Genomic DNA, 24,885 nt, shown 5'->3' with positions numbered 1-24,885 from the left:
TGACATGGCACAAGGAACGCTCACAGAAAAAAGCGCGCACGGCGTGCATATTCCGGCAGATGTTCCGATTCATATGCAAAGGGAGTATCTCAAAAATTATATGATGGTCACGCACAACACTGGCAGATTGATGCTTTTTGCAGGGGATCAAAAAATAGAGCACCTCAATGATGATTTCTATGGAAAAATAAAAGTGGGAGATAGTGAAATTCCTATTCCTGCTGATGACGCTGACCCTGAACATTTATTTAGAATAGCAAGCAGTGCGCGAATTGGTGTTTTCGCTGCCCAGCTTGGTTTGATAGCAAAATATGGGCCGAGCTACAAAAATATACCCTATTTGGTAAAGCTGAATTCAAAATCGCATCTGGTAAAAACTGCACAAAAAGATCCGCAAAGCCAAGCCATGGCCACGGTTGATCAGGTGGTTCAATTCAAAAAAAATTCAGGCCTCACGATTGTTGCAGTAGGATATACCGTGTATGCCGGAAGTGAATTTGAAAGTGAAATGATAAAAGAAGCAGCGCACGCAGCGTTTGAAGCACACCAACATGGATTGCTTGCGGTTTTTTGGATGTATCCACGAGGAAAAGCAGTGACTGACGAAAAAGACCCACACCTCATTGCAGGCGCAGCGGGCATGGGCTCCTGCCTTGGCGCAGATTTTGTAAAAGTAAATTATCCAAAACCAAAAGAAGGGAAACCAGCCGAAGCATTCAAAGAAGCAATTTTGGCTGCAGGCGCGAGAACCGGAGTGATTACTGCAGGTGGCGGGTCAAAAGGAGTGCGTGAATTTTTACAAGAAACATGGGACCAAATAAATATCAGTGGCTGCAAAGGAAATGCTACCGGAAGAAATATCCACCAAAAACCCCTTGCTGAAGCAGTCAGGCTGGCGAATGCAATTTCTGCAATAACGCTTGATTTGAAGTCGGTGGATGACGCGATGAAAGTGTATGCCGAATAGAGAAAGAAAAAAGGTTTATCGGAAAAGAAGAGAAATTTCTCGCCCTTCATAGGGCTTTAAAACAGCAAGTAAATCAAGTCCTGCAAAGCGAGTGTCAGCGTCGTGTTCAGGGTCAACCATAAAAGAGGAGTCATACTGAGTTGTTGAATAAACCGTTGCCACATGCTGGCGAACGTTGTCTCCAGATGTTGCAAGAATGCCCGTTTTTATTGGAGCGGTATGCTTTCGCGCATCAGCGCCGAGAACACTCTGGTCTTCAGTTTCAACAACGACCTCAAGGCCACTCTGTTTCATATGTTCGCGCAACGCGGTTGCAATAAATGAACCAACGCGTTGATAAGATTCAGAAGTAGGAAAGAGTATATGCACATGGCCATACAGTTCATCCCGAAATACGCGTTGAATAGTGCCCATGAGTGTTCAACTTTGCGAGAAGGAGACGTATTATTTAAAGATTATGAGACTTGAGTATGAGGCAAAAAGAGAGGATGCCCCACGAGAGAAGGGTTTATATACCAGCGCTTTGTCACAAACAGTATCAACTGAAACAGGTGTGTGCTTATGATGCTGAAAGGAAATGAACGACCAGATTATAGCCGATTAGAACAGGCAGGAATATATGTTGGCGAACGAGTTCTGTATGTGTTAGGAAGGGCAGGAGAAGCTGCTGATAAAGTTCCGGGACTAAGCAGACTACTGTTTGGGCCAAGAATGAGCGATGTCTACCGATCTCAACAACCGAAGCGGAACTGAGTGAAGATAGATAATGCCCCCGCCGGGATTTGAACCCGGGTTGCCGCCGTGAGAGGGCGGCGTGATTGGCCGGACTACACTACAGGGGCGGATAAAGTTCTTGAGTTTCTGGAGGGTATATAAATCTTTTTCTGTTTAAGAAAATCGAATTAGATACGTCAACAAAAACGGACGGTGGTTTTCGGAAATCGAACGGAGCAGCGGCACATTCAAACATTCTTTCAGAGGCGAAAAACCGGCGCCGGTTTTTCGCCATTCGAAGAAAATCAGAAAGTGCAACGTCGTTCGAACCGAAGCGATGCTCGTCGTCCGTTTTTGTTGAAATACACACGCAGTAGAAAAGTAAAAAAACAAGGTTTGTACGGGCGGTTATTTCCATCCCGGAAATGAAAGTGAAGCGTAGGCGTTCCACTGCCGCACAAAGGTATCAGAATCAGTCAGGCGACTGAACCAGGATTCGTCTGGTTTGAACACACCATCGGCAAATCCAAAGACATCTTCTTTGATATACCCTGCGCCGAGTGTCAGCCCCACTGCAAAAGAGCCAAAGGAATAGTCTGCTGAAAGTGTTGGAGCCGCGCCGATCTGGAAGTCCGGGCTGATATCATAGGTGATGCGGTCAGCGTTCTCGCCGGGGGTAATGCGTTCAACTGCAATGAGCACACCGAAGAGCCACGCAACTTGGGCTTTGACGCCGATATGCTCCCAGGCATGGCCAACGGTAAATGTTCTTCGTTCATACTCGGCAAGAAATCGGCTGGTATCACCGGAACCGCTCACGGTGATAGAATCGGTGATGCTCAAAGAACGGTTGGCGTGGTGTTCTGTCTGTTGATGAAAACGAAAACCGCTTTTGCAGTGAAAATTAAGATAGTTGATAGTGGGATAAGAAACACCATCTCGATACGTTCGCCCGACAAGCCATTGAGTATCACAGGAAGAAAGATACGATTTTGTATAGTTAGGTTCGCCTACTTCAGTTGGCTCCTTCTTCGCAGCAGCCGGCGGTGTGGTCGGTGGAGAAGGTTCATCTGCTCGTGCCGGCAGTGAAAATTGCAGCGCGAGCGCACTCAGTACAGCACATAAGCTTTTGCGCATAGTGAGAAAAAAGTAAAATAGGTTTTTAATGATTTGTATAGTTCAAACACAGTAAAGCATTTGAAGTGTTAATACGGGTTGAATGTGATCTCTGCATTTGAAAGCCGGAGATAGTACGTCAGCATTGAGCGCTGCCGTTTGGTGTCAAAAATAATCAGGTGCAGCCCTTCCCAGAAGAAAAACCAGCCAGCGGGCTCGAGTGCCACGATAAAAAAACTGCTCAAAAGAGTGGGCGTTGCGTGGTTGAATAATACCAGTGTCGCAACAACCATGAGAATGATGCCGATAGACACAAACAAGGCTCCCTGCCGAACCAACGCTTGTATTTCGCGGCTGATGAGGTCATGCTGTGTTCTGAAATGCTGCTTGAGCCGTTTTTTAACCATCTGCTCAACGCTTGTATTCTGCTGGCCGTGCGGTATCAGAAATTTTAATTCAACGCCCGATGCCTTGTTGCGCACGGCGCGCTGGCACTCGGCGACAAGGTCTTCTGAAACCGTGCGCTTGTCATACGGACGCGGATCGAAGTCAGAAAACAAGTCGTCGTAGGTGTCAATAATAATGCTTACTTCAGAGAGCGCGAGGAGCTGGCGTTTTTCAAGCTCTTTTTTAATTTCAGTTTTATCGCCGCCAGAGACCATAGTAATAGAAGAAATAAGACGGGGGTTTTTAAGGGTTTGGATGAAAAAGGTTTAGTCCATCCGATACGCGCGAACGTGCTCGTACGAAACATCCATACGGTCAAAACGCATAACAGGTCTCACTCCATCTGGTTGTGGCGCAGAACCAGAAAAGGTGAATGCCGTTCCATTGACACCCGCAAGATATCCTCGTGCCAGAATGTCAACCGCGCCGAATCGTTGGGAATCACGGTCAGCAGCAGGGTCAAGGACAAGCGCTACTCTACGGCCGATATCGTCGTGAGAAAAGGTAGGCCTGCCCGATGTCATTCCGTTAGGTGTTGCATACAGAGGGGTCTGGTCAGCACCGGGAAGACGATACGCAATAACCATACTGGCACAAGAAACGAGGCGAGATATTAACGTTATGTTAGTATGATAACAAATGAGAAGGAGGGAGTACATAAAAATATATATAGAGCCCCCAACTTTAATGCCAAACAATGAACACGCGAACATACTGGGGAGCAGCACTGCTTGCACTGGGGCTTGGTACCGCAAGTTGTGGCGGCGAAGAAGCACCACAAAGAGCGAACACTGGAGAGGTTAAAACAGTCACGGTTACAGTGCAGAATGTTCCTGCTCAATTCCGAGTTATTCACCATTCAGCTACACCAGAACAATCTGTGCCGAGTGTAGAACCTGCAGAAAAAAGTGAGCCGTCTGACCCCTCTTCGCTTGTTCGTCGCGTCCTTGATTTGTATCGAGACGATCCTGCTCCCCTGCGAAACGCCGCGGCACGTGATGGTCTTCCAACAAATTATAGGTCAGATGCATGGAAATCACGTGTCCACCTTCTTCGCATGGCAGGTGATGCAAACGAGGCAGAAAAAATTCTTGTGAAAGTTTTTATACAACAACCGTATTTCGAAAATGAAGTATTGAAATTCGGTTTCTCCCCAACGGGAGATCACTATCGTAAAAGAGGAGCATATGTTCTACAAAACAAACCTGACTCATCCAGCGAGTTTGACACAGCATTTGACGCATTTGAAAAAGGTGGTGGAGAACAAGGGCTTCGTGGAAAGTATCGTGTTGCACAACTCTGTGAAGAGCGTGCAGAAAAAGAAGGGAAAACAGAATTTGATATGGCAGCCGCCAAATATTACCACAAGCTTGGCGAAACTGACACCGCACTGCGTTTGGCAAAGAGAGCATTTGCAAGAACTGAAACATTTCATTTCAAGCCTGAAGACTGGGCAAAGGATTTTTTTGGAAAAGGGGAATCGCTGGTGTTAACGCCTGACTTTTATGAAGCACGCGGTGATTTCTGGACAGAAAACGCACAACAAAAAAGATATGCTGCACGAGAAAAAGCGGCAGAAGCATACGCCAAAAGCGGCAATGCGCAAAAAGCAGCAGCGTTTTTTGATGCAAAAAAAGACGACCTGCGATGGGCAGATGATACGCTGGTGATTGAGTTAGCCAAGACGGCTGGAAGAACGGATGTTGCCATCGATATGCTTGTGAATGGATATATAGCAGAACAAGCCCTCGCTGAAAAGGGCGTCCCTATTGACGCAAAAATCTACCAGCGCATTGGAGAAAACAGGCTTGAGGATGGCCGTTACCACGACGCGTTTGATGCGTTCAAAAAAGCAGATGATGAGGCGGGAATGAGACGGGTTTACAATGCGTACACGGCGCCAATCGCTGCACAGGCAAAATAGAGATAGATTTTATCCCTGTACTCGCTGCATAAAGATTTCTTTATTCTCAACCGGCGTCGAGGTCGGCCTTCCCAAATCTTTGCGCGAGCCGGTGCGGCAGTTCACAATCAACAATGCTGGCCCTTGTTTGTTTCTAAAATGTTTGAGCGTTTCAACCAGCCCGACGCTGCTTGATATGGATACAACATCCTTGTAGCCGGTTGCCCGTGCAACGTTTTCAAAGTTCACCGTCGTTGAAACCGTCGGCTGGCCGCCGGTTGAATCGTGGGACTGGTTGTCGATGAGAACATGGTACAAATTCGGCGGCGCGTAGTGACCAATGGTGGCGAAGCTTCCGAACTGCATCAGCGCGGCGCCATCGCCATCCAAGACAAAGATTTTTTTGTGCGGGTTTTTCAGCGCAATGCCGAAGCCAATGGCAGAAGCGCAGCCCATGCTGCCGACCGTGTAAAAGTCGCACGGTGTTTCGTTGCGCGCAATGCGGTATTCAAATAATTCGCGCGATGTTTTTCCGGTTGTCGAAACAACAATGTCACTCGGGTCAAGCGTGTCAACGATTGCTTTGATGGCGTCTTCGCGCACCATTTCAAAGTTCTGCACGTGCTTGACTTTTTTCTCGTATGCTTCATCAACAACGCCGCTGCGCACAATCAATGCATACGGCGCGCTGTGCTGCTGCATCCAATCTTTTGCCTTCTGGATTTCAGCGTCAATTTCAGCAGGATTGTCAGTGAGCACAACCGCGGGAATTTCTAGGACTTTTAGCATATCTAGCATGATTCTGCCCATTTTTTTGTGCTGGGGCTCGTCCTTTTTGCCCGGCTCGCCACGCCAGCCAATCATCAGCAACGCAGGGATGCCATACACTTCTTTGTCAAGAAGCGAAGTAATCGGATTGACGGTTTTTCCAAAGCCGGAATTCTGCAGGTACACCACTGCTGGCGTGCCGCTGCCAAGATAGTGGCCGGCAGCAACCGCAGTTGCCTCGCACTCATTGACGGTGATGATGTTGGTCAGCCGTTTGCCATGCTCGTCATCCAAGAAACTCATCCATGCCTTGAACGTGCTGTCGGGCACACCGGTGAAGAATGTCAGGCCATTTTTTTGGAAGATTTCGAAGAGGGATTCGGGGGTTATCATAGAGAAAGCGAGTTTTGAGAAGATTTAAATACTTTATGCAATTTGTAGGTTACATGACCAAAAAATATCATGTAGTGGTAGAAAAGGATGAGGATGGCTGGTTTGTATCTGAAGTACTTGAACTTCCTGGATGCCACACGCAGGCTAAAACACGGGAAGAACTTCTCAAACGAACAAAAGAAGCGATAAAAGCATACCTCCATAATCCTGCCGAAGAGAAAACAACTATTTCTTCTGAATTTCTGGGAGTGCAAGAAATAGAGGTATAATAGTGTCAAAACTGCCAAAGTTAACAGGCAGGGAATTGGCAAAAATTGTTGAACGAGCAGGTTTTCTTCACAGCCACACCACGGGCAGCCACATGGTGTACAAGCATCTTGATGGAAGGCGAACAACAATCCCGTGCCATTCAGGCGAAGAAATCGGTCCGGGACTTTTAACAAAAATTATCAAAAAAGATTTAGGAATGACCAGAGAAGAATTTTTGAGACAGCTTTAAAATTAGTTCACCATCCCTTTCGCAATCTCCACGTCCTCCGGCTTGTGAATTTCTATCCATCCCTTGTTAACTTCGAGCGCGTGAACCATGTTACCACGATTGATGAGCTCTTGCACCATGTCGAGAAATGAAGCTTTTGAAAATGAGGAAGACTCGTGGAACGGCGTCGGATTTTTTTGCCGGCATTCATCATACAGTTTTAACAATGCGTCGGCTCCTGCAGGCGTAAATTTTGCAAGCCCGACAAATTCGTGCGTTGCGTTTTCTTTCTGAATTTTTTTGCCGATGCGGGAAACGTGGCGGTGCAGGGAGGGGTTGAGGTGGCGCAGCGAGGGCTCGTTCGTTGCAATAACGAGGTCGAGTTCCTTGTCCACTTCATGCGTGTGGTGGCGATACGTATTATCGACGACAAGGACGATATCACCATGCGCATCGAGCAGGTTTTTGATAAGTGACTCGTGGAACAATACGTCCGCATAGGCAAGAACAAAGCCATTGCCCATGTCATCCTTGGCGCAGAACAACGAATCAAGAATGTGGGTAGTCTGGTACTGGTCGTTGTCGTGGTATTTTATTTTTGGCACGGTGAACAGTTCTTTTTTGAAGCCGCGGATGACCGACACTTCGCGGATGCCGGCGCGCTGGAGCGTGTCCCGCTGGCGCTCAAGCACGGTTTTGCCGTTAATATCCAGCAATGCCTTTGGATGAGAAAAAACACTGCTGGCGCCTGCTGCCGGAATGATGGCGCGGAAGCCCGTGTATTTTGGTGCGTATTGTTCATCTTTCTTTTTGACGTCGGAAAAGCCGACAATCTCAAAGATGTCTTTGACGGCAGCGCACTGCGCGTCCGCCTCAAAGGAGCGGCCGTTGGTGAGGATTGTTTTTGCCACTGCCTGCATGGCCTTGTACGAAGAGCGCAATAAATGATTTGCGTGGATGACAATGTTGAATCCGCGTGCAGCCAACTCTTCTTCAGTCACGGTGTTGTAGGTGGTGGGCACGCTGACCAAGGGCTTGCTGACGCCGAGCTCGCTGCAAAGTTTTTTGTATTCTTCAGCAAACCGGAACACCTGCGCTGGGTCTTTTGCCTTGTCATGAATCATGATGCCATCAACGCCTGCCTGCAGGTAGATGCGCGCGCGCTTCAGCGCATCTTCAACACTAGCGCCGGCAATCAAACTTTCAAGGCGCGCAAAAATCAGAAATTCATCCGTCAGCAGCATGCTCTTGCCGCGCTTGATTTTTGTGGCAAAGAGATGCGGGTCTTCAAGATCTTGTTTCGCGTCGGCATCCAAACTGTTACGCTTCGGAAACACTTTGTCTTCGATGATGACCGCAGAGACGCCGATGTGCTCCAGCCGCTTGACAAAATATTCAAAATGGCTCGGATCGCCGCCGGTGTCACCGTCAACAATAATCGGCTTGTCGGTGACGTTTGAAATTTCTTGGATGGTGTTGATGCGGGAATCATAGCTAACGACTTCAATGTCCGGCTGGCCCTTTGAGGCGGAATCAGTGAGGCTGCTTTCCCAGACTGCGTCGAATTCTTTTAACTCTCCGCCAACTTCCACTTTTGTTTCGGTCGCTACCAACGCACTCAAGCCGTTGTGTGCCTCGATAACGCGCACGAGTTTTCCTGCTGCAAGAAGTTCCTTGAGCTTTCTCCGGCGCTGTTCCGGCGTGGTGCGGTGTCTAAACGTCATATCGTCGGTGGCACGGGAGCATATTTATAAATATTGTTGTGGTTGATTTTTAAACGTTCAGGGGGTTTTATTCTCCACCCCAACAAACTATATAAACATCTATACTTAGTTCTTTTGTATGGGACCAACTCCTGATCTTGAACCGCGCGATACGCTGGAATCGCTGCTGGCCGTCATGCGCTGGCATCCGGATGAAGCAAAGCGTCTTGCCGCAGGAAAACTGGCAGTATCAACCTATGTCCAACGCGGAATGTACACTGCTCTTTCCATTCTTACTGTGGAGGAGAATAGAGATTCTCTTCCAGCAGGAATACCAGAAGATGCAGAAAAACACCTTCCCGCTGCGGCGCGAAAAGTACTGCAAAAAAAAGATACCGGTGAATTAGAAGTTCTGGCACTAGATACAACACTTCCCGATGACATTCGCCGTGCCGCCGGGGAAAAGCTGATCGAATTGTATGTGGCGCGCGGAGGAGACGGAGGACAGTATCGTCTTCTCAATCTCGTCCAAAACAAATATGCTCCTGATGAAACTCGTGTTGCTGCAGGAAAAAATCTTGTTGAGTTCGATGTGGAAAAAGGAAATTATATTGAAGTCCTGGCACTTTCCCACAACCGTAAAGTTCCTGATGAAGTACGGCATGCAGCAGAAGCAGGGATGGATGCTGCGCTATCAGCGTATATAACCAACTGTGTTGAACAGGGCTCGTATGAACATTTGTATGAAGAGAGTAGAACAAACAAAAGAATCCCTGCTCCCCATCGCATACAGATACGAGCCGCTCTTGGCCCCGCTGCAGAAAAAGCAATAGAAGAACATACCCGAGAGAATGAGTATCTTGCACTCAAATGTATGGCAAATGAAAGATTCCTTCCAAAAGAAGTACGAAAAAAAGCGCGTGAAAAAGCCACCAGTGTTGCATCAACATGGATTAGACAGAATGAACATTTGAGGTATAGAGATCAGGTCGTAGCGTTTATTGCAGACACTGCGCTTCCAGAAACGCTGCGAAAAAAAGCATTGAGTGATTTTATTCGGTTTCAAAAAGATCGGGATTCATATAGCAATATACGGCTTACTATTTTGGACCACGATGATCTCTCCCCAGAAATGAAAGCATACGGCATCAGCTACCTGCTTTCACAAACGTGGCCGCAGAAGCCCCACGCATCTGATTTTTTATGGATAGCGCGCGCAGACGTATTGCCTGACAATCTCCGGCTCCGTGCCGTGAGAAAAGCAGTTGAATTCTATGTACGCAGCCATGATTATGCAGCTCTTGACGAGCATATCATGCGGGGAAGAAACTTGCCTGCGAATGCATCGAAACAAGCAGAACGGTATCTTAGAAACTATGCGATTGCTCAAGCAGAGCGAGTGATGGGAATGAGATAATAGCCTTATACTAGAATTAAGCCAAATTCTTTTAGCCGCTCAAAATGTTTTTTGTTGAGGGTGAACAGTTCCATATTATTTTTGATGCATATTGCGCCAATGAAAATATCCCGCATTTCGATAAGCCGTCCTTGTTCTTTGAGTTTTCGAAAAATGTCGCCCGCAAGGCGGCCTGCATGAGTATCAAAGTCGAGCGTGTGAAAGGACTCGAGGATTTCAAAGACGGTCTCTGGTTTGTTCTTTCCACACCATATTTCAAATGAGGTTATTGCGGTGATGCAAAAGGTTGCATTAAGTTTTTGAAGAGAAACATAGGTAGGTTCATCTTTGTTCAATAAAGAGATAACAACATCAGAATCTAAACATATTTTTCTGACCACTGTTTCCATGATTTTTGAACCTCTTTTATCATTTCTTTGTCAATCCCACCTTTCCCGTAAAAACTGAGTATCTTCTCTTTATTCGACTTAGGGGTAAAGAGTTTTCTTATGGCAACAGAATAGCTTTCCTCACCCTTCATCTCTTTAAGGGTTGTGTACACATCATCCGAGACGCTGATAAGTTTCGACATAGAGAGTATTAATGTATATGTATATATAAAGCTTTCGGTGAGATAGATCAAATGAGACCTAAACGAATACAGTTAGAGGAAGGGAACGTATTGGTAAAGATAGTTTTGGCGGGATTAAAAGGCAGAAAAATAAATTCAAAAGCGGACTTATCTGAAATGACCGAACTATAATGTCTTACGCTTAATTTGAAGAAGTTGTGATAAATCAAAATATTTTAGAATCCTGTTTTGAGTTATTGAGAAACGTTTACCAAACTTTTCTGACAATCGCTGAGCATCGGGGTCAACAAGGATTATTTTAACATTTCTTTTAGTTTTTGTTAAAACAGATCGCATAACAGAAGAAAAGTAGAAATCAGCATCAGGAAATGAATAACCTATAAAAACAAAAGTTTTGGCTGCTTGCATTTGAATTTCCATTTTTTTCCAAAGCAGTTTTATTGGGTCAATTTGTTCTCCGATAAATTTTAGATGTGTTGGAGGGATTAGTTCGGGTTCGTCAACATAATCGTCAACTTCAAGTTTTTTGTTTTCCCCCATCTTCCAGTTTATAGAACCATGCGGCTTGAAAACAGCATAAAATTTAGTTTTTTTCGAAACATCCTGATAAAAGAAGGGTTTGTTTTTTGGCAAAGAATATTCGAAGATAGTATCGTAATTAAAAGATACAACAGCGTCTCTTGTTCGCAGAAGATTTTTAGAGAAGGTGGCATAGGTTTTCTTAGTTTGGGCATTTGGTTCGAATTTACGAAGGGTTTTTGTCACCGTGCGTATTAGTTTTGACTGAATTTCCGTAAAATAAGTTTTTAAAGAGTCAGGAATTTGCTTGGTTTTGATTCTCTCACTCAAAAAAGTAAAAACTTCTTCGACATCAATATTTTTCAATACTTCTCTTCGTTCTTTTCGATTACTACGCGCAGGTGTCCTATCATAACCTGCAAAATATCTAAATAAAAAAGATTGTATTTTGTCAGCATCCTTTTTAGATCCATACCTTAGAACAACGTCCCAAAAGTCGGCTTGAATTGGAATTTTAATTGTACCTCCCGACCCGCCGACCCGCAGTGCGGCACCAGCACCTCGAGAAGCTCCTGCCCCCAAGAACCAGACTATTTTCCTTCCCGTAGCTTTGTTTGAGTTAAGATTCTTGTTAGAATTACGAAGAGCAGCCATATCAACCAATTCAATCCAGCGCCACATCTTTCCCTGTATGTTCAGGAGCATGCAGCGGCCCCGCGTCCTGTTTCAGCGCGTCAACCTTGTCCAGTTTTTCCCACGTGAAATCAGGGTCGTCCCTGCCAAAGTGGCCGTAGCTTGCTGTTTTTCTGAAAATGGGCCTGCGGAGTTTCAAATGAGAAATAATGTCAGCGGGCTTGATGGGAAAGTGGGTTCTCACCAGTTCAGAAAGTTTCTCTTCCGAAACCCTGTTGGTGCCAAAGCAGTTGACCAAAATGGAAACAGGAGCGGCAACGCCGATGGCGTACGCAAGCTGGACTTCGCATTTGTCGGCGAGTCCCGCGGCGACAATGTTTTTTGCAATGTAGCGCGCGGCGTATGCCCCGGACCGGTCAACTTTACTGGGGTCCTTTCCGGAAAATGCGCCGCCGCCGTGGCTACCGTGGCCGCCATAGGTGTCAACAATTATTTTTCTGCCGGTAAGGCCTGCGTCGGCAACCGGCCCGCCGACCACAAATTTTCCGGTTGGATTAACGTGATAGATGGTTGAATCGTCGAGGTAGTTTCCGCACACCGGCTTGATGACGTGTTCGATGAGGTCTTTTTTTATCTGCGCGTGCGTAACATCAGGCGAATGGTGAGCGGACAAAACAACGGTGTGAATACGCACGGGTTTTCCACCGTCATACTCAACCGTGACTTGGCTTTTTGCGTCAGGCCGAAGGTACGGAAGCACATGTGTTTTGCGAAGGTCGCGCAGTTTTAAGAGAAGCTTGTGCGCGGTGCTAATGGGCAGCGGCATGAATTCAGGGGTTTCATTAGTGGCATAGCCAAACATTAATCCTTGGTCGCCGGCGCCTTGTTCGGCAGTTTCTTTTCCCGTTGCAGAACGCTCATCAACGCCCTGCGCGATGTCAGGTGATTGTTCTGAAAGCGCGACAAGAACACCGCACGTCTGGCCTTCAAATCCCAAATCATGGCGGTCGTAGCCTGCTTCGCAGATGACGCTGCGCACAATGCTTTGAATATCAACATACGCGGTCGTGGTCACTTCGCCGGCGACAACGACAAAGCCGGTCTTGACGAGGCACTCAACCGCGACGCGGCCGTTGGGATCCTTGGCGAGGATGGCGTCGAGAATCGCGTCTGAAATCTGGTCGCAGAGTTTGTCCGGGTGTCCTTCGCTGACACTTTCGCTGGTGAAAAGGTATTTTCGTGCCATGATTCGATTCACTGAAGCAGGTTTTTAAAAAGGTTATTGCCCAGTTTATTCTGTTTGGAATAATAGAGGGGGAGATAGATACGGATATTCGAGGACAACAAACTTTATAAAAAAACAGGCCAATGCTTATGAATATGGCTGATAAGACGGGTATCTACCAAAGCGAATACGCATCCAGCGCTGGCACCGGCACCAGTGACCCAATGTATTCTATTGCAGAAAGCGTCAGAAAGGTAGCGGGAGAATCAGAATCAGGCGAATCAAGAGCATCAGTACACGAACCTGCGCCGGCGCCCAAAAAACAAAAGCAAAAAACTGAACAAAAGCAGCAAAGCCAGAAAAAAGAAAAAGAGCAAAAAGCAAAAACGCGCGCAGCGCCGGCAAAAAAAACAATAAAAGCAGCGGCAGTAAAGCCTGCACCAAAGCCAGCGCGGATTTCAAAAATAGTAGAGATACAAGAACGCAACGAACCGGAAGAAAAGAAACAAAAAGAAGCAAAAAACAGCACATCGACGGCAACAGTACCGGCAGAAGATGAGTTTGTCGAGATAAAGAGTGACATTCTCTGGAAGATTAGCACGATTGCACTGGCTATTCTCGTTATTTGGTCGTATTTCTTCAGATGAGAGCGAGAGAAATCAGATAAAATCAGAGAGTATTCCCCTCAAATAAGCTGTTTCAAAATGCACAATATTTATATACTATTTCGCATCAATTGATGTATACCCATGTGAGGTGGCAATCGCTATGAGAACAATGCACATATTCTCTGTCCTTTTTGCTATAAGTATATTGATGTTGAGTCTTGCAGGATGTTCAAAACAGGAAATAAAGCCAGAACAGCAAGAGCCATCACAACCAGATGCAACTGCACCTGAAGAAACTGCAGAAGCAGCACCAGCCGCAGTGCCAGAATCTGAAACTGCACCAGAAAATGCTGATTCTGCAGCAGGCACCGGCCTCACGGGCAATTCTGTGCTTGACCCAAAACCAGCATCTGCACTTGCCCAGCTTGAAACAAATGTTGAAGTAACAAAACAGGAAACAGTACTCGGCGAAACGCGCGACACCCGAAAAACCGAGGAAAAAAGCTGGTTTGCCGGCTTGCAATGTGAACGGTACACTGGTGAAAAACAGGGAACGTTTGGCACCGGCACGAAACATGAAGATGCGCTTTCCTTCCGTTTCACCAATAATGACAATCGTGAATACAATCTCACGTGGGCCAATGCATACTCCCGAATTGGAGCCGACGAAGCAACCAATGTGCCCATAAAATTAGCAATAAATGGCAACCGGCTCACGAATGAGCAGATTAACGCCTGCTGTGGCACGATGATTGTCAAGGCTGGCCAAACGCTTGAATGTAACCGCTGCCCAGCAAGCCTACGCTATCCTGAAACACACAAATTTATCAAGGAAAAGCAAGAAATGATTAACAGCGTTGAAGCACGTTCGAGATTTGTCTCAACGCAAACTGATTTTAAATGCCGAACATAAAAAAGGTGTACCTATGAAACAAATGCTCTTTGTCCTGATTCTTGTTGGAGTTATTGCCTTGAGCGGCTGCGCCCGCACCCAACAACAAACCGCTCCTGAAGTGACTGCACAACTGGAAAGCCCAGAAGATCAAGAGCCTGCAATGGCAGATGCTCAAGAACCGGCAGCGCAAGCAGCTGAACAGCCAGAAGTAATAGCAGGTGAAAACAAACAAGAACAGCAAGAAAAACCACAACTCGCTCCTGAATACTCCCAACCAAACAGCGTAACTGTTTCTGAAAAAACAGTTATCGGCAGCGCTGCTGACGTTCAAAAGAAAGAGGAGAAAACATCATGGTTCTCAAATGTGGTCTGCGGAAAACTATTCCCCGACGGAGAGTCAATGGTAACGTTTACGATTGAAAACAAGGGCAAAAAAGAATATCAGCTCACCCGCATCGGCGTTGAAGAGGTCACTGAAAAAGATGCTATGAGAATCCAACTGAACAGCAACCGGGTAACTGAACCACAAAAAGAATGTGGCACTGAAGTGCTCAAGCCTGGCCAGAAGGCAACATGCACGGTCAAGGAAAAACTCCTTAAGGGAAAGACGTACTGGCAAAAAGAACTGGTCAACAAGCTCGCTGGAAACACGGTTGGTTTGTACACTGAACTCAAATTTACCTGTGAAGGGATGGTTGAGTAGCAGTGACGAGCAGCTACCTTTAAATACTTCTTCTTTTTTTATTAGATGAACCATGACCAACGTAACCATTGGCCTCATTCAAAGTGCTGCCGGTGAAAGCAAGCCCGAAAACATACAGAAAACTATTGAAAAAATTAGGGCTGCAGCGAAGAAAGGTGCCAAAATCATCTGCCTGCAGGAACTGTTCGCGACGCGCTATTTTCCGCGCGAACAAAAAAAAGATTTTTCGGCGCTGGCTGAATCCATTCCAAACCAGTTCAGTGAACGGTTTTCTGCGCTTGCAGATGAATTAAAAGTGGTGCTTGTTGTGCCATTCTATGAAAAAAAAGGAAAAACAGAGTACAATTCTGCGCTGGTGTTTGACGCCGACGGAAAACAGCTCGACACCTACCGCAAGCACCACATCCCCCACGACCCGCTGTTTTATGAAAAGGACTATTTCAAGGAAAGTAGCGACGAGTATATTGTTTACAAAACAAAGTATGCCACCTTTTCTGTCCTGATATGTTACGACCAGTGGTTTCCTGAAGCGGCACGGGTATGCGCGCTCAACGGCGCTGAAATTATTTTCTACCCCACGGCAATCGGCACTATCAAAAACCATGAAGCACATGAGGGTGAGTGGCACGATGCGTGGGAAACCATCCAGCGCAGCCACGCCATTGCAAACAGTGTCATTGTCGCTGCGGTCAACCGTGTTGGCGAAGAAAATGAACTGCATTTCTGGGGCGGCTCATTTGTATGCGACGCATTTGGCAATGTGATTCAGCGCGCCGGCGACAAGGAAGAAATTCTGATTGTTGATGTTGATACCAGCAAAAACAAGGACATCCGCGACGCATGGGGATTCATGCGCAACCGCCGGCCGGAAACGTATGGACGTTTGTGTAAAAAGTGAGACAATGAAAACGCCTTCTCAGCTCGGTTATCAGATGCCCGCAGAATGGGAACCGCACGATGCTATCTGGCTCTCGTGGCCGCATGACCCACTTACGTTTCCGAATATGCCGGAGGCAGAAAAGGCCATGGCAGAGATTATTGCAGCAGTTCATTCCAGTGAACAGGTGAATTTACTCGTCAAAAATGAAGCGATGAAGAAAAAAGTGATGGCGGCGCTTGAAAAGAAAAAATGCAATTTCTCAAAAATAACGCTCCATGTCCATGAGTATGCCGATGTCTGGTTTCGTGACTACGGCCCAATCTTTGTGGTGAATAAAAAAGAAAAAAAGCTCGCCATGACGCACTGGATTTTCAACGCGTGGGGCAACAAGTACGAAGAACTGCTCAAAGATTCTCACATTCCCGAATGGATTAACGAAACAATGAAGATTGAGCGGTTCGCGCCCGGCATTGTGCTCGAAGGCGGCTCAATCGATGTCAACGGTAAGGGAACGCTGCTGACCTCGGCACAGTGCCTGCTTAACAAAAATAGGAATCCACAGCTTTCAAAACAGCAGATTGAGCAGTATCTGAAGGATTTTTTGGGCGTCAAAAAAATTATCTGGCTCAATGAAGGCATTGTGGGTGATGACACCGATGGCCACGTTGATGACCTTGCGCGGTTTGTAAACCCCACAACAGTGCTATGCGCGTATGAAGATGATGCCAACGATGAAAATTATCCGATGCTGAAAGAAAATTATGACATTCTATGCAAAGAAACGGATCAGGATGGGAAAAAACTTACGGTCATCAAACTGCCCATGCCCGGTGTGGTGGGCGATGACAAAGGAAGGGTGCCGGCAAGCTATGCGAATTTCTACATCGGCAATACGGTTGTGCTCGTGCCTATTTTTGGGCACAAGAATGATGAGAAAGCGCTGAGGATTATTCAGGAACAATTCCCGCAGCGAAAAGTAGTCGGCATCAACTGCTACCACGTCGTGTTCGGCTTTGGCACGATTCACTGCATGAGCCAGCAGCAGCCGAGAATGTAACGACAGCTAACTAACTCTCGCGAAATTGGTAGATTATGCGTTTTGGCCTGAAATGTTTGTTGATGTATAGTTCTAACGCAGTATCATCCCGATAATAAATGAGCTGTTGCGCAAAAGCGCTGGCATGGTCTTTTGACCAGCTGATATCAACTGAGATACCTGGATTTTTTTTCTGAATAAAATAGCGTGCAGCATCGCCAATTTTTTTATGCGGCACTACGGTGAGATAGGGATTTCGTTGTGCACTGGTAAAACGAGAGAGGTCCCAGTCAGTGGCGGAGCGTGTCCAGAATGGGGTTCTTCCTTCAGCGCGGTAATCAGCATTGTTGCGTAATTCCTCAAGCGCCCGTGCAATGACTGTACTAGTCACTGCATACGCTGTTTCAACGTATTCACGCACAACATCTGCTATCATGCGTTGACATTCAGGGCGGGATACTCCTGCCTTGCCAATGTCAGTATCTTTTAACCGGTTAACGAGGGTTTTTGTTTCAAGTTCAGGTCGCATAGTGGAGCGGGACAGGTGGCCATATATAAACCTATCTTCACAAGATTTATAAAAGAAAAAGGATACATATTCCCTGCCGAACGAGGCAGTAAATGAAGGTGATGGACATTCAAAAAAAGAGGATGGTAGTTCTTTTTACTGTACTTATTAGTCTGGCTCTTTTTACCGCTGGAAGCACCGCTGAAGACACTGCGGTGAACCTCGTCCCCCAGCAAACCAATGATGTGATTATTGTACTCAAAGAGACTGCTTCCACAGCAGGAATGTCACTCGCAACAGTACAAGAGGGTGTTCGTGAAAAACAAGACAGCGTCATCAGCGACTCGCTCGATGCCCCGGGCGTAAAAAATATTGAAACATTTGAAATGCTTAATATGATTGCTGCGACCGTGCCAAAGGACACGCTGGCTGAATTGCAGAACAATCCTAACGTTGCGGCAATCATTCCTGACACGAAAATGCACCTGCTGCTTGAGCAAAGCGTACCGCTTATCAAAGCAACCACGGTGCACCAATTAGTGGTGGGAGGGGCAAACATCACCGGGACAGGGAGAGGTGTATGCGTACTTGACACGGGCATTGACCCGACTCACCCTGACCTGAAGAACAATATTGTTGCGCAATACTGTTATTGTACTAACAACGGCTCGGCGTGCTGCCCAAATAATCAGACCGAACTGTTTGGCAACGCAACCGATGAAAACGGCCATGGCACCCATGTTGCCGGCATTGTGGCGGCAAACGCTCCGGCCACAGCAGGAGGAAATAATCTGGTGGGTGTGGCAAAAAACGCAGGCATTGTCGCGGTCAAAGTATTTGGCAAGGACAGCAGCACGGATCTCTCGAATATTCTCAAAGGGATTGATTTTTGTATTGCAAACAAAAACAATTACAGCATTGATGTCATCACCATGAGCTTGGGCACGGGCATCTTCAGCGACGCCGCAAGCTGTGATGCAAATGGACAAACTCTTGCGTTCACTGACGCGGCGAACACGGCGTATGGACAGGGCATTATGATGCTCGCGGCGTCAGGCAACAGCGCCAACACGGGTGGCATTGCGCTTCCGGCATGCCTTTCCAATGTCACGGCGGTTGGCTCGACGACAAAAGCAGACGCAATTTCAGCATTCACCAATCGAAATATCCTTCTTGATGTTCTCGCGCCGGGCTCATCGATAAATTCAACGGCACAGCAAAACTGCCCTGCCGGCGGAAGCGGACAAGTATGCAACAACAATCGGTACACCACGTTGTCAGGCACCAGCATGGCAACACCGCATGTTGCCGGACTTGTTGCGCTCGCAAACCAATTCTCACAGCAGTTCCAGAATCGTATTCTGCGTGTTGATGAACTGCGTGTGCTGTTGAGAAACACGGGGAAAAAAATAGCTGATGCAGGCACCGGCCTCACGTTCCTGCGCATTGACGCGCTTGAGCTGGTTCAAACAATTCAAGAGCCGATCAAATACAGCCAGTTCAACAATTCAGCGACAACAAACTTCGCTGCGCAAACGCTGGAAAATCTTGAAATGCTGGCCGGCGCGCAAATTGGAAATGGCGATGGGCTGGTTGCCTATCCCGGCGCGGTTAATTTTGTGAAAATGAATCTCAACGAGTCAATCAGTATCAAGCCGGGAAACATTATTATCAACATCTCACGCGAGCCGCGCCTTAATGCAACGGCTGTTGTCACGATGAAAAATCCGCCAGTGCTTAATGGATTTATTTTTGACGATGGAAAAAAATGTGCCAGTTGTATGGTTATGAGCTCATCAGGAGACAATACCACCTTTAACGTCACAAACTTTGACGCTTATGGAAACTTCACCACAAGCGCAAGCGCGGTGCTGACTATTTTTGACGACAATGATGCGCAGCGCGGCAGCAAAAACAGCACGGTTGATGACGACATAACCTTCTTTGCAAATTATACGAATACGACCGGCGCGCCTATTGTGGGAAACGCAAACTGCACGATTACCATCGAAAATGTGTCTCATGCTATGGTATACAATGCAACATCATCATATTACGAGTACACCACGTTTTTCACGACAGAAAAAAGCATTGACTGGAACGGGTCATGCAGTGCGTCGGATACAACTCCTGCTGCTGCGCAGGATACGATAACGATATATCCGTTTGTGGCGGCGTGCAAACAGTATACCAAACCAAACCGAAACATTCTGATGAATGCGTCGCTTGAGTATGGAGGAAATGGAACCTGTATGACGCTTTCAGCAGACAACATCACACTTGATTGCGACGGATTTTCATTCGTCAGCAAGAATACGAATGTGGGAACAGGGATGGCGATGACCACCAACAACGCGCGCGTGAAATCGTGCACGCTCACGAATTTCTCGACGGGCATATTGTTTGATGGCGCGGCGAATGCACAGGTGAATGATTCTGCAACAAACGGCGCGCTGGGCATGAAAGGGTTTGGCGGGCGAAACCAGCTGATTAACACAACAACCACGTCGAAAACAATTGAGGCAAACACCACGACAAGCGTTGAACTGGACTGGTACCTTTCCGTGAACACAACGAATAACAACAGCCAGCCGCTCCTGACGAATATGACTATAACTCTTCAGAATGGCTCAACCATCACCACAAAAAATGTAAGTGCAATGAACTTCCTGCTCGTCGAAGGAGTATACGGAGCAGTGAATGATATTCTGACGCCGCACACCGTCACGGTTGAGGCGGGAACGTATACAAAACAAAACAAAATAATCAATCTCAGCCAAACAATGAGCACCGCGCTTACTATGGTGTTGAGCCAACTTCCTTCCGTTGCAACATTTGACGGCAACACTACGAACTTCAACGCAGCGCCAAATCTCGCAAATGGTTCAGACCTTTTCATCGAGAAAAAAGAGCGCGGCTCGGTCAATTTTACCGGCGGCAAGGACGCACGCGGCAGGGATTTTGACAATGCGATACGATTGAGCGATCGGCTGGTCAGCGTTAATACAACGATGCTTGGCAGTGAATATAACAACACAGCTCGCGTGACCATAAAAAATGTGACGTGCCCAACAAAGATTGTCGCCGCAGAAGCAGTGTACACGGCCGCTGACAAAGTGCGCGCAGCAGGATTCGTATGCAGCGAAAATAGCAGCACGGCCTGCATTAATGTGGTATGCACGGACAACGCTGTCAGCTTTACCGCCAACCATTTCAGCAGCTTCACCGTTGAGCCAAATGCGGGGGTTGTGTTGAGCAGTGATTCGCCAAAACAGCCAAATCAGACGGTGACGATGCAGCTGAATTACCGCAATTCGACGTCAAATGAGGTGATTACTGATGCGGTTTGTTTCTTAACGGTCAACAACGACACGAGTATTGCAGCGTTCAATGCAGCAAGCAATCGCTATGAACGTGTGCAGAGTTTTACCGCAGAAGGGCTGTATCGGTACAATGCAACCTGCGATGGTGTGCTCTTCACCAAGCTTTCAGAAGAAGGCATACTTAATATCTCACTGAGCGCCCCGAATACAAGTAGCACGGGAAATACTGGAACAGGAAGCACAGGAGGAGGAGCAGCCGGTGGCGGCGGAGGAGGCGGTGGCGGGCCAACACAGAGTCAGCAGCAGAGCAGACCGGCAAGCACCCTGCCCGCATCAGCACCTGCATCGATAAGCAGTATCGGCACGACGAGTGAAACATCATCAGATGGTGAAGCTGCTGCGCAAGAATCAGAATCATCGTTCGAGTCAGCAACTGAATCAGAAACAGCAGGAGGAGATGGTGTGACCGGCGCTGCAACAGCAGAACAAACAGAAACGGTATCCAACGATCTGCTAACCGGCCGCATCGCCGGCGTTGGAAAAGCGCTTGGATTTGTCAAAGAGGACGGAGAGTTTAGCATGTTTGGACTGGGCTCGATTCTCACCCTTCTCACGCTCGGTGCACTTGGGCTGGGGAGTTTCAGCTACCGGAAAATAACGCATCTTGACAGCGACTCTGCAGCGCGCCTGAAAACGAGCATCGGCAGTTTGGGCATTGCGAGTGACGCATTGAGTTTCGTCCGCCAGAAAAGCAAGACACTTGTTGAAAAACTGAAACAGAAATTGCCGCACAAGAAAAAATATTTGTTTGAAGAAGGAGAAGCAGCACAAGGAGAGCAGGATAAAAAATTTGAATTTTAAGTATGCGGTAGTTGTATTTAACGAAGCACACCAAGAATGAAACCATCATTTTCTTTGAAGTTCTCACAGAGCTCAACAAGCGAACCCGCGTCCACCGTGTTGGTCCAGCACGCGCGCACAAAGGGGTGCGGCTGTTCGCGCACATATGGTTCAGCGAGCATGATGATTGCAGTGTTCCGGCCGCCTGCATCCATCAACATTCTGCCGTGGTCTTGAGGAGCACCATACAGGGCAGTAAGCAGAGCACGCTGGGACTCATTGAAATAAGGCCGATGTTCTTGGAAACGAACAAGTTCGAGGGGATTAATGATGAGGTAGGTGGTATTGTTTTTAGACGGCAACTCAAGGCGCGGCCCACCAGAATTGCTCAGCCCTGCGTACGAAATGCGAACCGCTGTTCCGCGAACAAGAGCTTCTTTGACTGTATGATCAAGCTCGGGAGTGAGTGGATATTCGCCACCAGATAGATGTTCTTCAAACTCGGACCGATGAGTCATTTTTTTAAACGGATTGAGATGGCCATCACCACAGACGGTGAGATATGGGCTGTCTTCTTCGGCGCTGCCGGGGTCGTACACCACAAAATTCGCAAGCCAGAAATACGAAGCGCGCGCATCCCCATCTCTCTTTCGCCGACTCACCAGTTCAGCGAGTGTGCACACCGTTGCAAATTTACGTGCGAGAATAAAATAGTCTTTTCCGTGATCCATCACCTGTTCTTCAGCCATTGCAAAACCTCGAAAAAAGAATAGACCAACAAGAGAAACAACTATTAAAAAAGTTTGTGGTTGTGGAGAATCGTTATGCAATACGAAGTACTTTCTTTTTACTCGTCAAACCAGTGAGTATGGTGACTTTTTTCTTCGTCAGCTTGGAAAAGAATTTGATAATCTCTCGGTTCGCCTTGTTGTCTTCCGGCGGTGCGGCAACATCAACGCGCAACGCATTTTTTTCAGTGTCCCATTTCATTATTTTTGTTTCTGGAGCCCGTGGGCGGACGATAATTGAAACCGATTTTTTGTCAGAAAGGTACGGAAAAAAATCCATCAGTCACCCCGACCAGATACCAAACACCCAACGCCAAAATACCGAAAGCCAACACCCAACGCCTAACTATAGTCCCGCCAGACGTGCTTGCAGGATTTGCAGCGGTGGAATTTTGTTTCCGGCTCGTCAGACGCGCGGGTTTGAACCATCCAGTAGTGCGCTTTTTCATGGCCGCATTGTGGGCACTTCGCGTCGGTAACTGGCAGAGACTGGGTCTCTGACTGGTCAATGTCAACTATTTCAACGCTTTTTGATTCGCGCTTAATTTCAGTGATGAGGGTTTCTTCTGCTTTCACGTCCTTGAAGCCGCAGCTGCAGACGAGAATGCGCCGATTACCGTCTTTTTTCGGCATCAGCATACCGCCGCATTTTGGACAAAACATAGTAGTGCCTCCGTTGCTTGATGATTAGGTGGTTAGGGTAGGTGGTTATGAAGAGCCAACGCCGATGGCGTTGAGCAATTGCACAAACCAAATTTTGATGTATCCGAGATAAGGAATTTTGACAACTGCCTCGCCAATGATTTGGTTGAGAGGAATGTCCTGCTCAAATGAGTGGCTTTGGCTGTTGAAGTCACCTTTGGTGGTAACTGTGGAGCCGGTATCGCCGACTTCCACAATACGGTGAATCACCGGCTCAGAAAGCCGTGATGTGTGAAAGACAATCACCGTCCCTTTTTTAATATTTTCTTTTTTCAGCCCGCGCAGTATCATAATGTCGCCTTTGTTGAAGCCATTGGAAAAGGGGAATGTTTTGAAAACATCGTTGGCAATGCCATGCTGTTCATAAAATTTTTCATGGTCTGCCCACCAGGTGTCAAATCCGCCGCGATGTTCCATGCTGCCGGACACGACAGCGACGATAGGAAACGGCGTGCCGAGAAGCCAGCCAAGGCCAGGATAGACAACGAATTTGATAAGCACAAAGGCGATGACCACATTGGCAACCCAGCTCCAGACCGATTCGTCGTGCCAGAGAAAGCGCCATGCCCTTTTGAGAAATGTGCCCAGTTGTGCGCGGTTCATGGGATTGGCTTATAAACAAAGATTTAAAAAGGTTTGCTTCCTGCGCAGAAGAATGAGACCCCACTTCTGCCCGCGCTGCGGAAAAAAGGACATTGAAGGCGAGCTCTGCGCTGCGTGCGCACACCGAGAAAACCCGCTCGAGCCATTAGAAACACGGCTTGATATTTGCGTGCACTGCCGCAGGTACAAACGCAAAAACACCTGGCTCGCCTTTAAGGGTTTCCGTGAAATCATACGCGAAGCAGTTGGAAAAGGGATGGCAAAGCAGAAGAAACAGGAGACCGGCAAAGTGATTATTCCTGAACATGAACTCGAGCGGCTCAAGGAAGCATATGCAAGCCCCAAACCCGGACTTGAAATAGAAATACAAGTGGGGATACAGCGTAAAGGCGAAGAAATGCCCCACCTTACACCGCTCGCGATTTTTTTAACCATCTGCAACCACTGCGGCAAGAGCGGCACGCAATACTTTGAAGGAATTTTGCAGATACGAAAAGCGCCGGAAGATGTGTACGCGTACATCCGGAAAAAACTCGACCTTGAAAAAGGAAAAGGAGCGCAGGCGACTACTGAACTGCGCGTGCAGAACGGCATGGATTTTTACATTACCAAACAGGCGTTTCTCAAAAAAATTGGGGTGCTGCTGCACAAGAAATTCGGCGGCGTGCTGAAAAGCAGCGTGCGAATCTTTACGCTGGACAAATTCACCAGCAAAGATGTGTACCGGCTGAACATCTATTTTGAACCAATGCCGCTGAAAGAAGGCGACGCGTTTTTGCTGGATGGCGTGCTTATGAAACTCCTGCGGCGCGGCAAGCAGATTGTGTATTTTGATTTTGAAAAAAATACCAGCACCAGCACCAAATCAGGCACACTGATGAAGGCAGAAAAAGTCGAGCCCTTGCTCGCGACGGTGATTAAGAACAAGCCCTTCGGCGAAGTGATGGACCCTGAAACCTACCAGCCCATGCGCATCTCAAATGTTCGCCTCGGCCCGCTCCCCATCGGGAAAAAAGTCAATGTGGTGCACCACAAAGGAAAGATGTGGGTTGTGTAATCGGCTGTCGGTGGTGTGCGGTAGGTAGTCGGTGATAAAGAGTGAGCATATATCAAATAGAAACCATATATCTTTAAATAAAAGAGCA

At 47.3% G+C, this 24,885-nt stretch carries 28 protein-coding genes and 1 tRNA gene; 13 read left to right on the top strand and 16 right to left on the bottom strand.

What is annotated here, in order from left to right; all coding sequences use genetic code 11:
• Window positions 1-4 precede the first annotated feature (4 nt).
• Window positions 5-967, top strand: coding sequence for an aldolase (locus Q7R76_03000; protein MDO8642538.1), 963 nt, complete (start codon window positions 5-7; stop codon window positions 965-967).
• A gap of 15 nt (window positions 968-982) precedes the next feature.
• Here the strand turns inward: Q7R76_03000 and Q7R76_02995 are convergent, their stop codons facing one another.
• Window positions 983-1,381, bottom strand: a complete 399-nt coding sequence (locus Q7R76_02995; GenBank protein ID MDO8642537.1) for a hypothetical protein — start codon at window positions 1,379-1,381, stop codon at window positions 983-985.
• Window positions 1,382-1,528: 147 nt separating this feature from the next.
• On the opposite strand from Q7R76_02995, the gene Q7R76_02990 reads away from it, so the two are divergent.
• Complete coding sequence (locus Q7R76_02990) at window positions 1,529-1,720, top strand: hypothetical protein (GenBank protein MDO8642536.1); 192 nt, start codon at window positions 1,529-1,531, stop codon at window positions 1,718-1,720.
• 14 nt (window positions 1,721-1,734) lie between these two features.
• On the opposite strand, the gene Q7R76_02985 is transcribed toward Q7R76_02990, so the two are convergent.
• From Q7R76_02985 to Q7R76_02970, 4 genes are all read right to left on the bottom strand, one after another.
• Window positions 1,735-1,809, bottom strand: a tRNA-Glu gene (locus tag Q7R76_02985).
• A gap of 280 nt (window positions 1,810-2,089) precedes the next feature.
• Window positions 2,090-2,818: a hypothetical protein gene (locus Q7R76_02980; GenBank protein ID MDO8642535.1), complete on the bottom strand. Its 729-nt coding sequence runs from the start codon at window positions 2,816-2,818 to the stop codon at window positions 2,090-2,092.
• Between the two features lie 68 nt (window positions 2,819-2,886).
• Window positions 2,887-3,459, bottom strand: a complete 573-nt coding sequence (locus Q7R76_02975) for a hypothetical protein (protein MDO8642534.1) — start codon at window positions 3,457-3,459, stop codon at window positions 2,887-2,889.
• Window positions 3,460-3,510: 51 nt separating this feature from the next.
• Window positions 3,511-3,831 (bottom strand): hypothetical protein, encoded by a 321-nt coding sequence (locus tag Q7R76_02970; GenBank protein ID MDO8642533.1) that lies wholly within the window; start codon window positions 3,829-3,831, stop codon window positions 3,511-3,513.
• A gap of 110 nt (window positions 3,832-3,941) precedes the next feature.
• Here Q7R76_02970 and Q7R76_02965 point away from each other — a divergent pair, with 110 nt between their 5' ends.
• Window positions 3,942-5,168 (top strand): hypothetical protein, encoded by a 1,227-nt coding sequence (locus Q7R76_02965; GenBank protein MDO8642532.1) that lies wholly within the window; start codon window positions 3,942-3,944, stop codon window positions 5,166-5,168.
• A 9-nt stretch (window positions 5,169-5,177) separates the two neighbouring features.
• Here the strand turns inward: Q7R76_02965 and aepY are convergent, their stop codons facing one another.
• Window positions 5,178-6,308 (bottom strand): phosphonopyruvate decarboxylase, encoded by a 1,131-nt coding sequence (aepY, locus tag Q7R76_02960; protein ID MDO8642531.1) that lies wholly within the window; start codon window positions 6,306-6,308, stop codon window positions 5,178-5,180.
• 53 nt (window positions 6,309-6,361) lie between these two features.
• Here aepY and Q7R76_02955 point away from each other — a divergent pair, with 53 nt between their 5' ends.
• Window positions 6,362-6,577, top strand: coding sequence for a type II toxin-antitoxin system HicB family antitoxin (locus Q7R76_02955; GenBank protein MDO8642530.1), 216 nt, complete (start codon window positions 6,362-6,364; stop codon window positions 6,575-6,577).
• Window positions 6,578-6,579: 2 nt separating this feature from the next.
• Window positions 6,580-6,807, top strand: coding sequence for a type II toxin-antitoxin system HicA family toxin (locus Q7R76_02950; GenBank protein ID MDO8642529.1), 228 nt, complete (start codon window positions 6,580-6,582; stop codon window positions 6,805-6,807).
• A 2-nt stretch (window positions 6,808-6,809) separates the two neighbouring features.
• Here Q7R76_02950 and aepX read toward each other — a convergent pair whose 3' ends face one another.
• Window positions 6,810-8,510, bottom strand: a complete 1,701-nt coding sequence (gene aepX, locus Q7R76_02945) for a phosphoenolpyruvate mutase (GenBank protein ID MDO8642528.1) — start codon at window positions 8,508-8,510, stop codon at window positions 6,810-6,812.
• A gap of 118 nt (window positions 8,511-8,628) precedes the next feature.
• Here aepX and Q7R76_02940 point away from each other — a divergent pair, with 118 nt between their 5' ends.
• Entirely contained in the window at window positions 8,629-9,906 is a 1,278-nt protein-coding gene (locus Q7R76_02940) for a hypothetical protein (GenBank protein ID MDO8642527.1), read from the top strand.
• A 5-nt stretch (window positions 9,907-9,911) separates the two neighbouring features.
• On the opposite strand, the gene Q7R76_02935 is transcribed toward Q7R76_02940, so the two are convergent.
• From Q7R76_02935 to metK, 4 genes are all read right to left on the bottom strand, one after another.
• Window positions 9,912-10,295: a type II toxin-antitoxin system VapC family toxin gene (locus tag Q7R76_02935; protein ID MDO8642526.1), complete on the bottom strand. Its 384-nt coding sequence runs from the start codon at window positions 10,293-10,295 to the stop codon at window positions 9,912-9,914.
• Window positions 10,265-10,477 (bottom strand): antitoxin VapB family protein, encoded by a 213-nt coding sequence (locus tag Q7R76_02930; GenBank protein MDO8642525.1) that lies wholly within the window; start codon window positions 10,475-10,477, stop codon window positions 10,265-10,267. Before Q7R76_02930 ends, Q7R76_02935 begins: the two co-directional genes overlap by 31 nt.
• A 165-nt stretch (window positions 10,478-10,642) precedes the next feature.
• Entirely contained in the window at window positions 10,643-11,701 is a 1,059-nt protein-coding gene (locus Q7R76_02925; GenBank protein ID MDO8642524.1) for an SIR2 family protein, read from the bottom strand.
• Window positions 11,661-12,875, bottom strand: a complete 1,215-nt coding sequence (metK, locus tag Q7R76_02920) for a methionine adenosyltransferase (protein MDO8642523.1) — start codon at window positions 12,873-12,875, stop codon at window positions 11,661-11,663. Before metK ends, Q7R76_02925 begins: the two co-directional genes overlap by 41 nt.
• A 134-nt stretch (window positions 12,876-13,009) precedes the next feature.
• Here metK and Q7R76_02915 point away from each other — a divergent pair, with 134 nt between their 5' ends.
• The 5 genes from Q7R76_02915 to Q7R76_02895 all read left to right on the top strand — a co-directional run bounded on the left by Q7R76_02915 (window position 13,010) and on the right by Q7R76_02895 (window position 16,997).
• Complete coding sequence (locus tag Q7R76_02915; protein ID MDO8642522.1) at window positions 13,010-13,501, top strand: hypothetical protein; 492 nt, start codon at window positions 13,010-13,012, stop codon at window positions 13,499-13,501.
• Between the two features lie 169 nt (window positions 13,502-13,670).
• Window positions 13,671-14,375, top strand: coding sequence for a hypothetical protein (locus Q7R76_02910; GenBank protein ID MDO8642521.1), 705 nt, complete (start codon window positions 13,671-13,673; stop codon window positions 14,373-14,375).
• A 13-nt stretch (window positions 14,376-14,388) separates the two neighbouring features.
• Window positions 14,389-15,060 carry a hypothetical protein gene (locus Q7R76_02905; protein MDO8642520.1) on the top strand — a complete coding sequence of 224 codons (672 nt, stop codon included), beginning with the start codon at window positions 14,389-14,391 and terminating at the stop codon, window positions 15,058-15,060.
• A gap of 52 nt (window positions 15,061-15,112) precedes the next feature.
• The gene (locus tag Q7R76_02900; protein MDO8642519.1) at window positions 15,113-15,958 is read left to right on the top strand and encodes a carbon-nitrogen hydrolase; all 846 of its coding nucleotides are present in this window, start codon (window positions 15,113-15,115) and stop codon (window positions 15,956-15,958) included.
• A gap of 4 nt (window positions 15,959-15,962) precedes the next feature.
• Window positions 15,963-16,997, top strand: a complete 1,035-nt coding sequence (locus Q7R76_02895) for an agmatine deiminase family protein (GenBank protein ID MDO8642518.1) — start codon at window positions 15,963-15,965, stop codon at window positions 16,995-16,997.
• A gap of 10 nt (window positions 16,998-17,007) precedes the next feature.
• Here Q7R76_02895 and Q7R76_02890 read toward each other — a convergent pair whose 3' ends face one another.
• Window positions 17,008-17,505: a hypothetical protein gene (locus Q7R76_02890; protein MDO8642517.1), complete on the bottom strand. Its 498-nt coding sequence runs from the start codon at window positions 17,503-17,505 to the stop codon at window positions 17,008-17,010.
• 101 nt (window positions 17,506-17,606) lie between these two features.
• Here Q7R76_02890 and Q7R76_02885 point away from each other — a divergent pair, with 101 nt between their 5' ends.
• The gene (locus tag Q7R76_02885; GenBank protein MDO8642516.1) at window positions 17,607-21,668 is read left to right on the top strand and encodes a S8 family serine peptidase; all 4,062 of its coding nucleotides are present in this window, start codon (window positions 17,607-17,609) and stop codon (window positions 21,666-21,668) included.
• Window positions 21,669-21,685: 17 nt separating this feature from the next.
• Here the strand turns inward: Q7R76_02885 and Q7R76_02880 are convergent, their stop codons facing one another.
• The 4 genes from Q7R76_02880 to Q7R76_02865 all read right to left on the bottom strand — a co-directional run bounded on the left by Q7R76_02880 (window position 21,686) and on the right by Q7R76_02865 (window position 23,740).
• Window positions 21,686-22,396, bottom strand: coding sequence for a hypothetical protein (locus tag Q7R76_02880; protein ID MDO8642515.1), 711 nt, complete (start codon window positions 22,394-22,396; stop codon window positions 21,686-21,688).
• 73 nt (window positions 22,397-22,469) lie between these two features.
• The gene (locus Q7R76_02875) at window positions 22,470-22,715 is read right to left on the bottom strand and encodes a DUF167 domain-containing protein (protein MDO8642514.1); all 246 of its coding nucleotides are present in this window, start codon (window positions 22,713-22,715) and stop codon (window positions 22,470-22,472) included.
• Between the two features lie 62 nt (window positions 22,716-22,777).
• Entirely contained in the window at window positions 22,778-23,098 is a 321-nt protein-coding gene (locus tag Q7R76_02870; GenBank protein ID MDO8642513.1) for a transcription factor S, read from the bottom strand.
• Between the two features lie 45 nt (window positions 23,099-23,143).
• The gene (locus Q7R76_02865; GenBank protein ID MDO8642512.1) at window positions 23,144-23,740 is read right to left on the bottom strand and encodes a signal peptidase I; all 597 of its coding nucleotides are present in this window, start codon (window positions 23,738-23,740) and stop codon (window positions 23,144-23,146) included.
• 52 nt (window positions 23,741-23,792) lie between these two features.
• On the opposite strand from Q7R76_02865, the gene Q7R76_02860 reads away from it, so the two are divergent.
• On the top strand, window positions 23,793-24,797 hold the full coding sequence (locus Q7R76_02860) for an NMD3-related protein (GenBank protein ID MDO8642511.1): 1,005 nt from the start codon (window positions 23,793-23,795) through the stop codon (window positions 24,795-24,797).
• Window positions 24,798-24,885 lie beyond the last annotated feature (88 nt).

Source organism: Candidatus Woesearchaeota archaeon (genome assembly GCA_030651375.1).
Lineage (GTDB): Archaea > Nanobdellota > Nanobdellia > Woesearchaeales > UBA12501 > JAUSFM01.
The sequence above is the reverse complement of the archived record's forward strand: the minus strand, read 5'-3'. Positions and strand labels throughout refer to the sequence as shown.

What these genes read in the sequence shown, in the direction of transcription:
- Q7R76_03000 (MDO8642538.1), top strand. Translation starts at nt 5, where the DNA reads ATGGCACAAGGAACGCTCACAGAAAAAAGCGCGCACGGCGTGCATATT.
- Q7R76_02995 (MDO8642537.1), bottom strand. Translation starts at nt 1,381, where the DNA reads ATGGGCACTATTCAACGCGTATTTCGGGATGAACTGTATGGCCATGTG.
- Q7R76_02990 (MDO8642536.1), top strand. Translation starts at nt 1,529, where the DNA reads ATGATGCTGAAAGGAAATGAACGACCAGATTATAGCCGATTAGAACAG.
- Q7R76_02980 (MDO8642535.1), bottom strand. Translation starts at nt 2,818, where the DNA reads ATGCGCAAAAGCTTATGTGCTGTACTGAGTGCGCTCGCGCTGCAATTT.
- Q7R76_02975 (MDO8642534.1), bottom strand. Translation starts at nt 3,459, where the DNA reads ATGGTCTCTGGCGGCGATAAAACTGAAATTAAAAAAGAGCTTGAAAAA.
- Q7R76_02970 (MDO8642533.1), bottom strand. Translation starts at nt 3,831, where the DNA reads ATGGTTATTGCGTATCGTCTTCCCGGTGCTGACCAGACCCCTCTGTAT.
- Q7R76_02965 (MDO8642532.1), top strand. Translation starts at nt 3,942, where the DNA reads ATGAACACGCGAACATACTGGGGAGCAGCACTGCTTGCACTGGGGCTT.
- aepY (MDO8642531.1), bottom strand. Translation starts at nt 6,308, where the DNA reads ATGATAACCCCCGAATCCCTCTTCGAAATCTTCCAAAAAAATGGCCTG.
- Q7R76_02955 (MDO8642530.1), top strand. Translation starts at nt 6,362, where the DNA reads ATGACCAAAAAATATCATGTAGTGGTAGAAAAGGATGAGGATGGCTGG.
- aepX (MDO8642528.1), bottom strand. Translation starts at nt 8,510, where the DNA reads ATGACGTTTAGACACCGCACCACGCCGGAACAGCGCCGGAGAAAGCTC.
- Q7R76_02940 (MDO8642527.1), top strand. Translation starts at nt 8,629, where the DNA reads ATGGGACCAACTCCTGATCTTGAACCGCGCGATACGCTGGAATCGCTG.
- Q7R76_02935 (MDO8642526.1), bottom strand. Translation starts at nt 10,295, where the DNA reads ATGGAAACAGTGGTCAGAAAAATATGTTTAGATTCTGATGTTGTTATC.
- Q7R76_02930 (MDO8642525.1), bottom strand. Translation starts at nt 10,477, where the DNA reads ATGTCGAAACTTATCAGCGTCTCGGATGATGTGTACACAACCCTTAAA.
- Q7R76_02925 (MDO8642524.1), bottom strand. Translation starts at nt 11,701, where the DNA reads ATGCTCCTGAACATACAGGGAAAGATGTGGCGCTGGATTGAATTGGTT.
- metK (MDO8642523.1), bottom strand. Translation starts at nt 12,875, where the DNA reads ATGGCACGAAAATACCTTTTCACCAGCGAAAGTGTCAGCGAAGGACAC.
- Q7R76_02915 (MDO8642522.1), top strand. Translation starts at nt 13,010, where the DNA reads ATGGCTGATAAGACGGGTATCTACCAAAGCGAATACGCATCCAGCGCT.
- Q7R76_02910 (MDO8642521.1), top strand. Translation starts at nt 13,671, where the DNA reads ATGTTGAGTCTTGCAGGATGTTCAAAACAGGAAATAAAGCCAGAACAG.
- Q7R76_02905 (MDO8642520.1), top strand. Translation starts at nt 14,389, where the DNA reads ATGAAACAAATGCTCTTTGTCCTGATTCTTGTTGGAGTTATTGCCTTG.
- Q7R76_02900 (MDO8642519.1), top strand. Translation starts at nt 15,113, where the DNA reads ATGACCAACGTAACCATTGGCCTCATTCAAAGTGCTGCCGGTGAAAGC.
- Q7R76_02895 (MDO8642518.1), top strand. Translation starts at nt 15,963, where the DNA reads ATGAAAACGCCTTCTCAGCTCGGTTATCAGATGCCCGCAGAATGGGAA.
- Q7R76_02890 (MDO8642517.1), bottom strand. Translation starts at nt 17,505, where the DNA reads ATGCGACCTGAACTTGAAACAAAAACCCTCGTTAACCGGTTAAAAGAT.
- Q7R76_02885 (MDO8642516.1), top strand. Translation starts at nt 17,607, where the DNA reads ATGGACATTCAAAAAAAGAGGATGGTAGTTCTTTTTACTGTACTTATT.
- Q7R76_02880 (MDO8642515.1), bottom strand. Translation starts at nt 22,396, where the DNA reads ATGGCTGAAGAACAGGTGATGGATCACGGAAAAGACTATTTTATTCTC.
- Q7R76_02875 (MDO8642514.1), bottom strand. Translation starts at nt 22,715, where the DNA reads ATGGATTTTTTTCCGTACCTTTCTGACAAAAAATCGGTTTCAATTATC.
- Q7R76_02870 (MDO8642513.1), bottom strand. Translation starts at nt 23,098, where the DNA reads ATGTTTTGTCCAAAATGCGGCGGTATGCTGATGCCGAAAAAAGACGGT.
- Q7R76_02865 (MDO8642512.1), bottom strand. Translation starts at nt 23,740, where the DNA reads ATGAACCGCGCACAACTGGGCACATTTCTCAAAAGGGCATGGCGCTTT.
- Q7R76_02860 (MDO8642511.1), top strand. Translation starts at nt 23,793, where the DNA reads ATGAGACCCCACTTCTGCCCGCGCTGCGGAAAAAAGGACATTGAAGGC.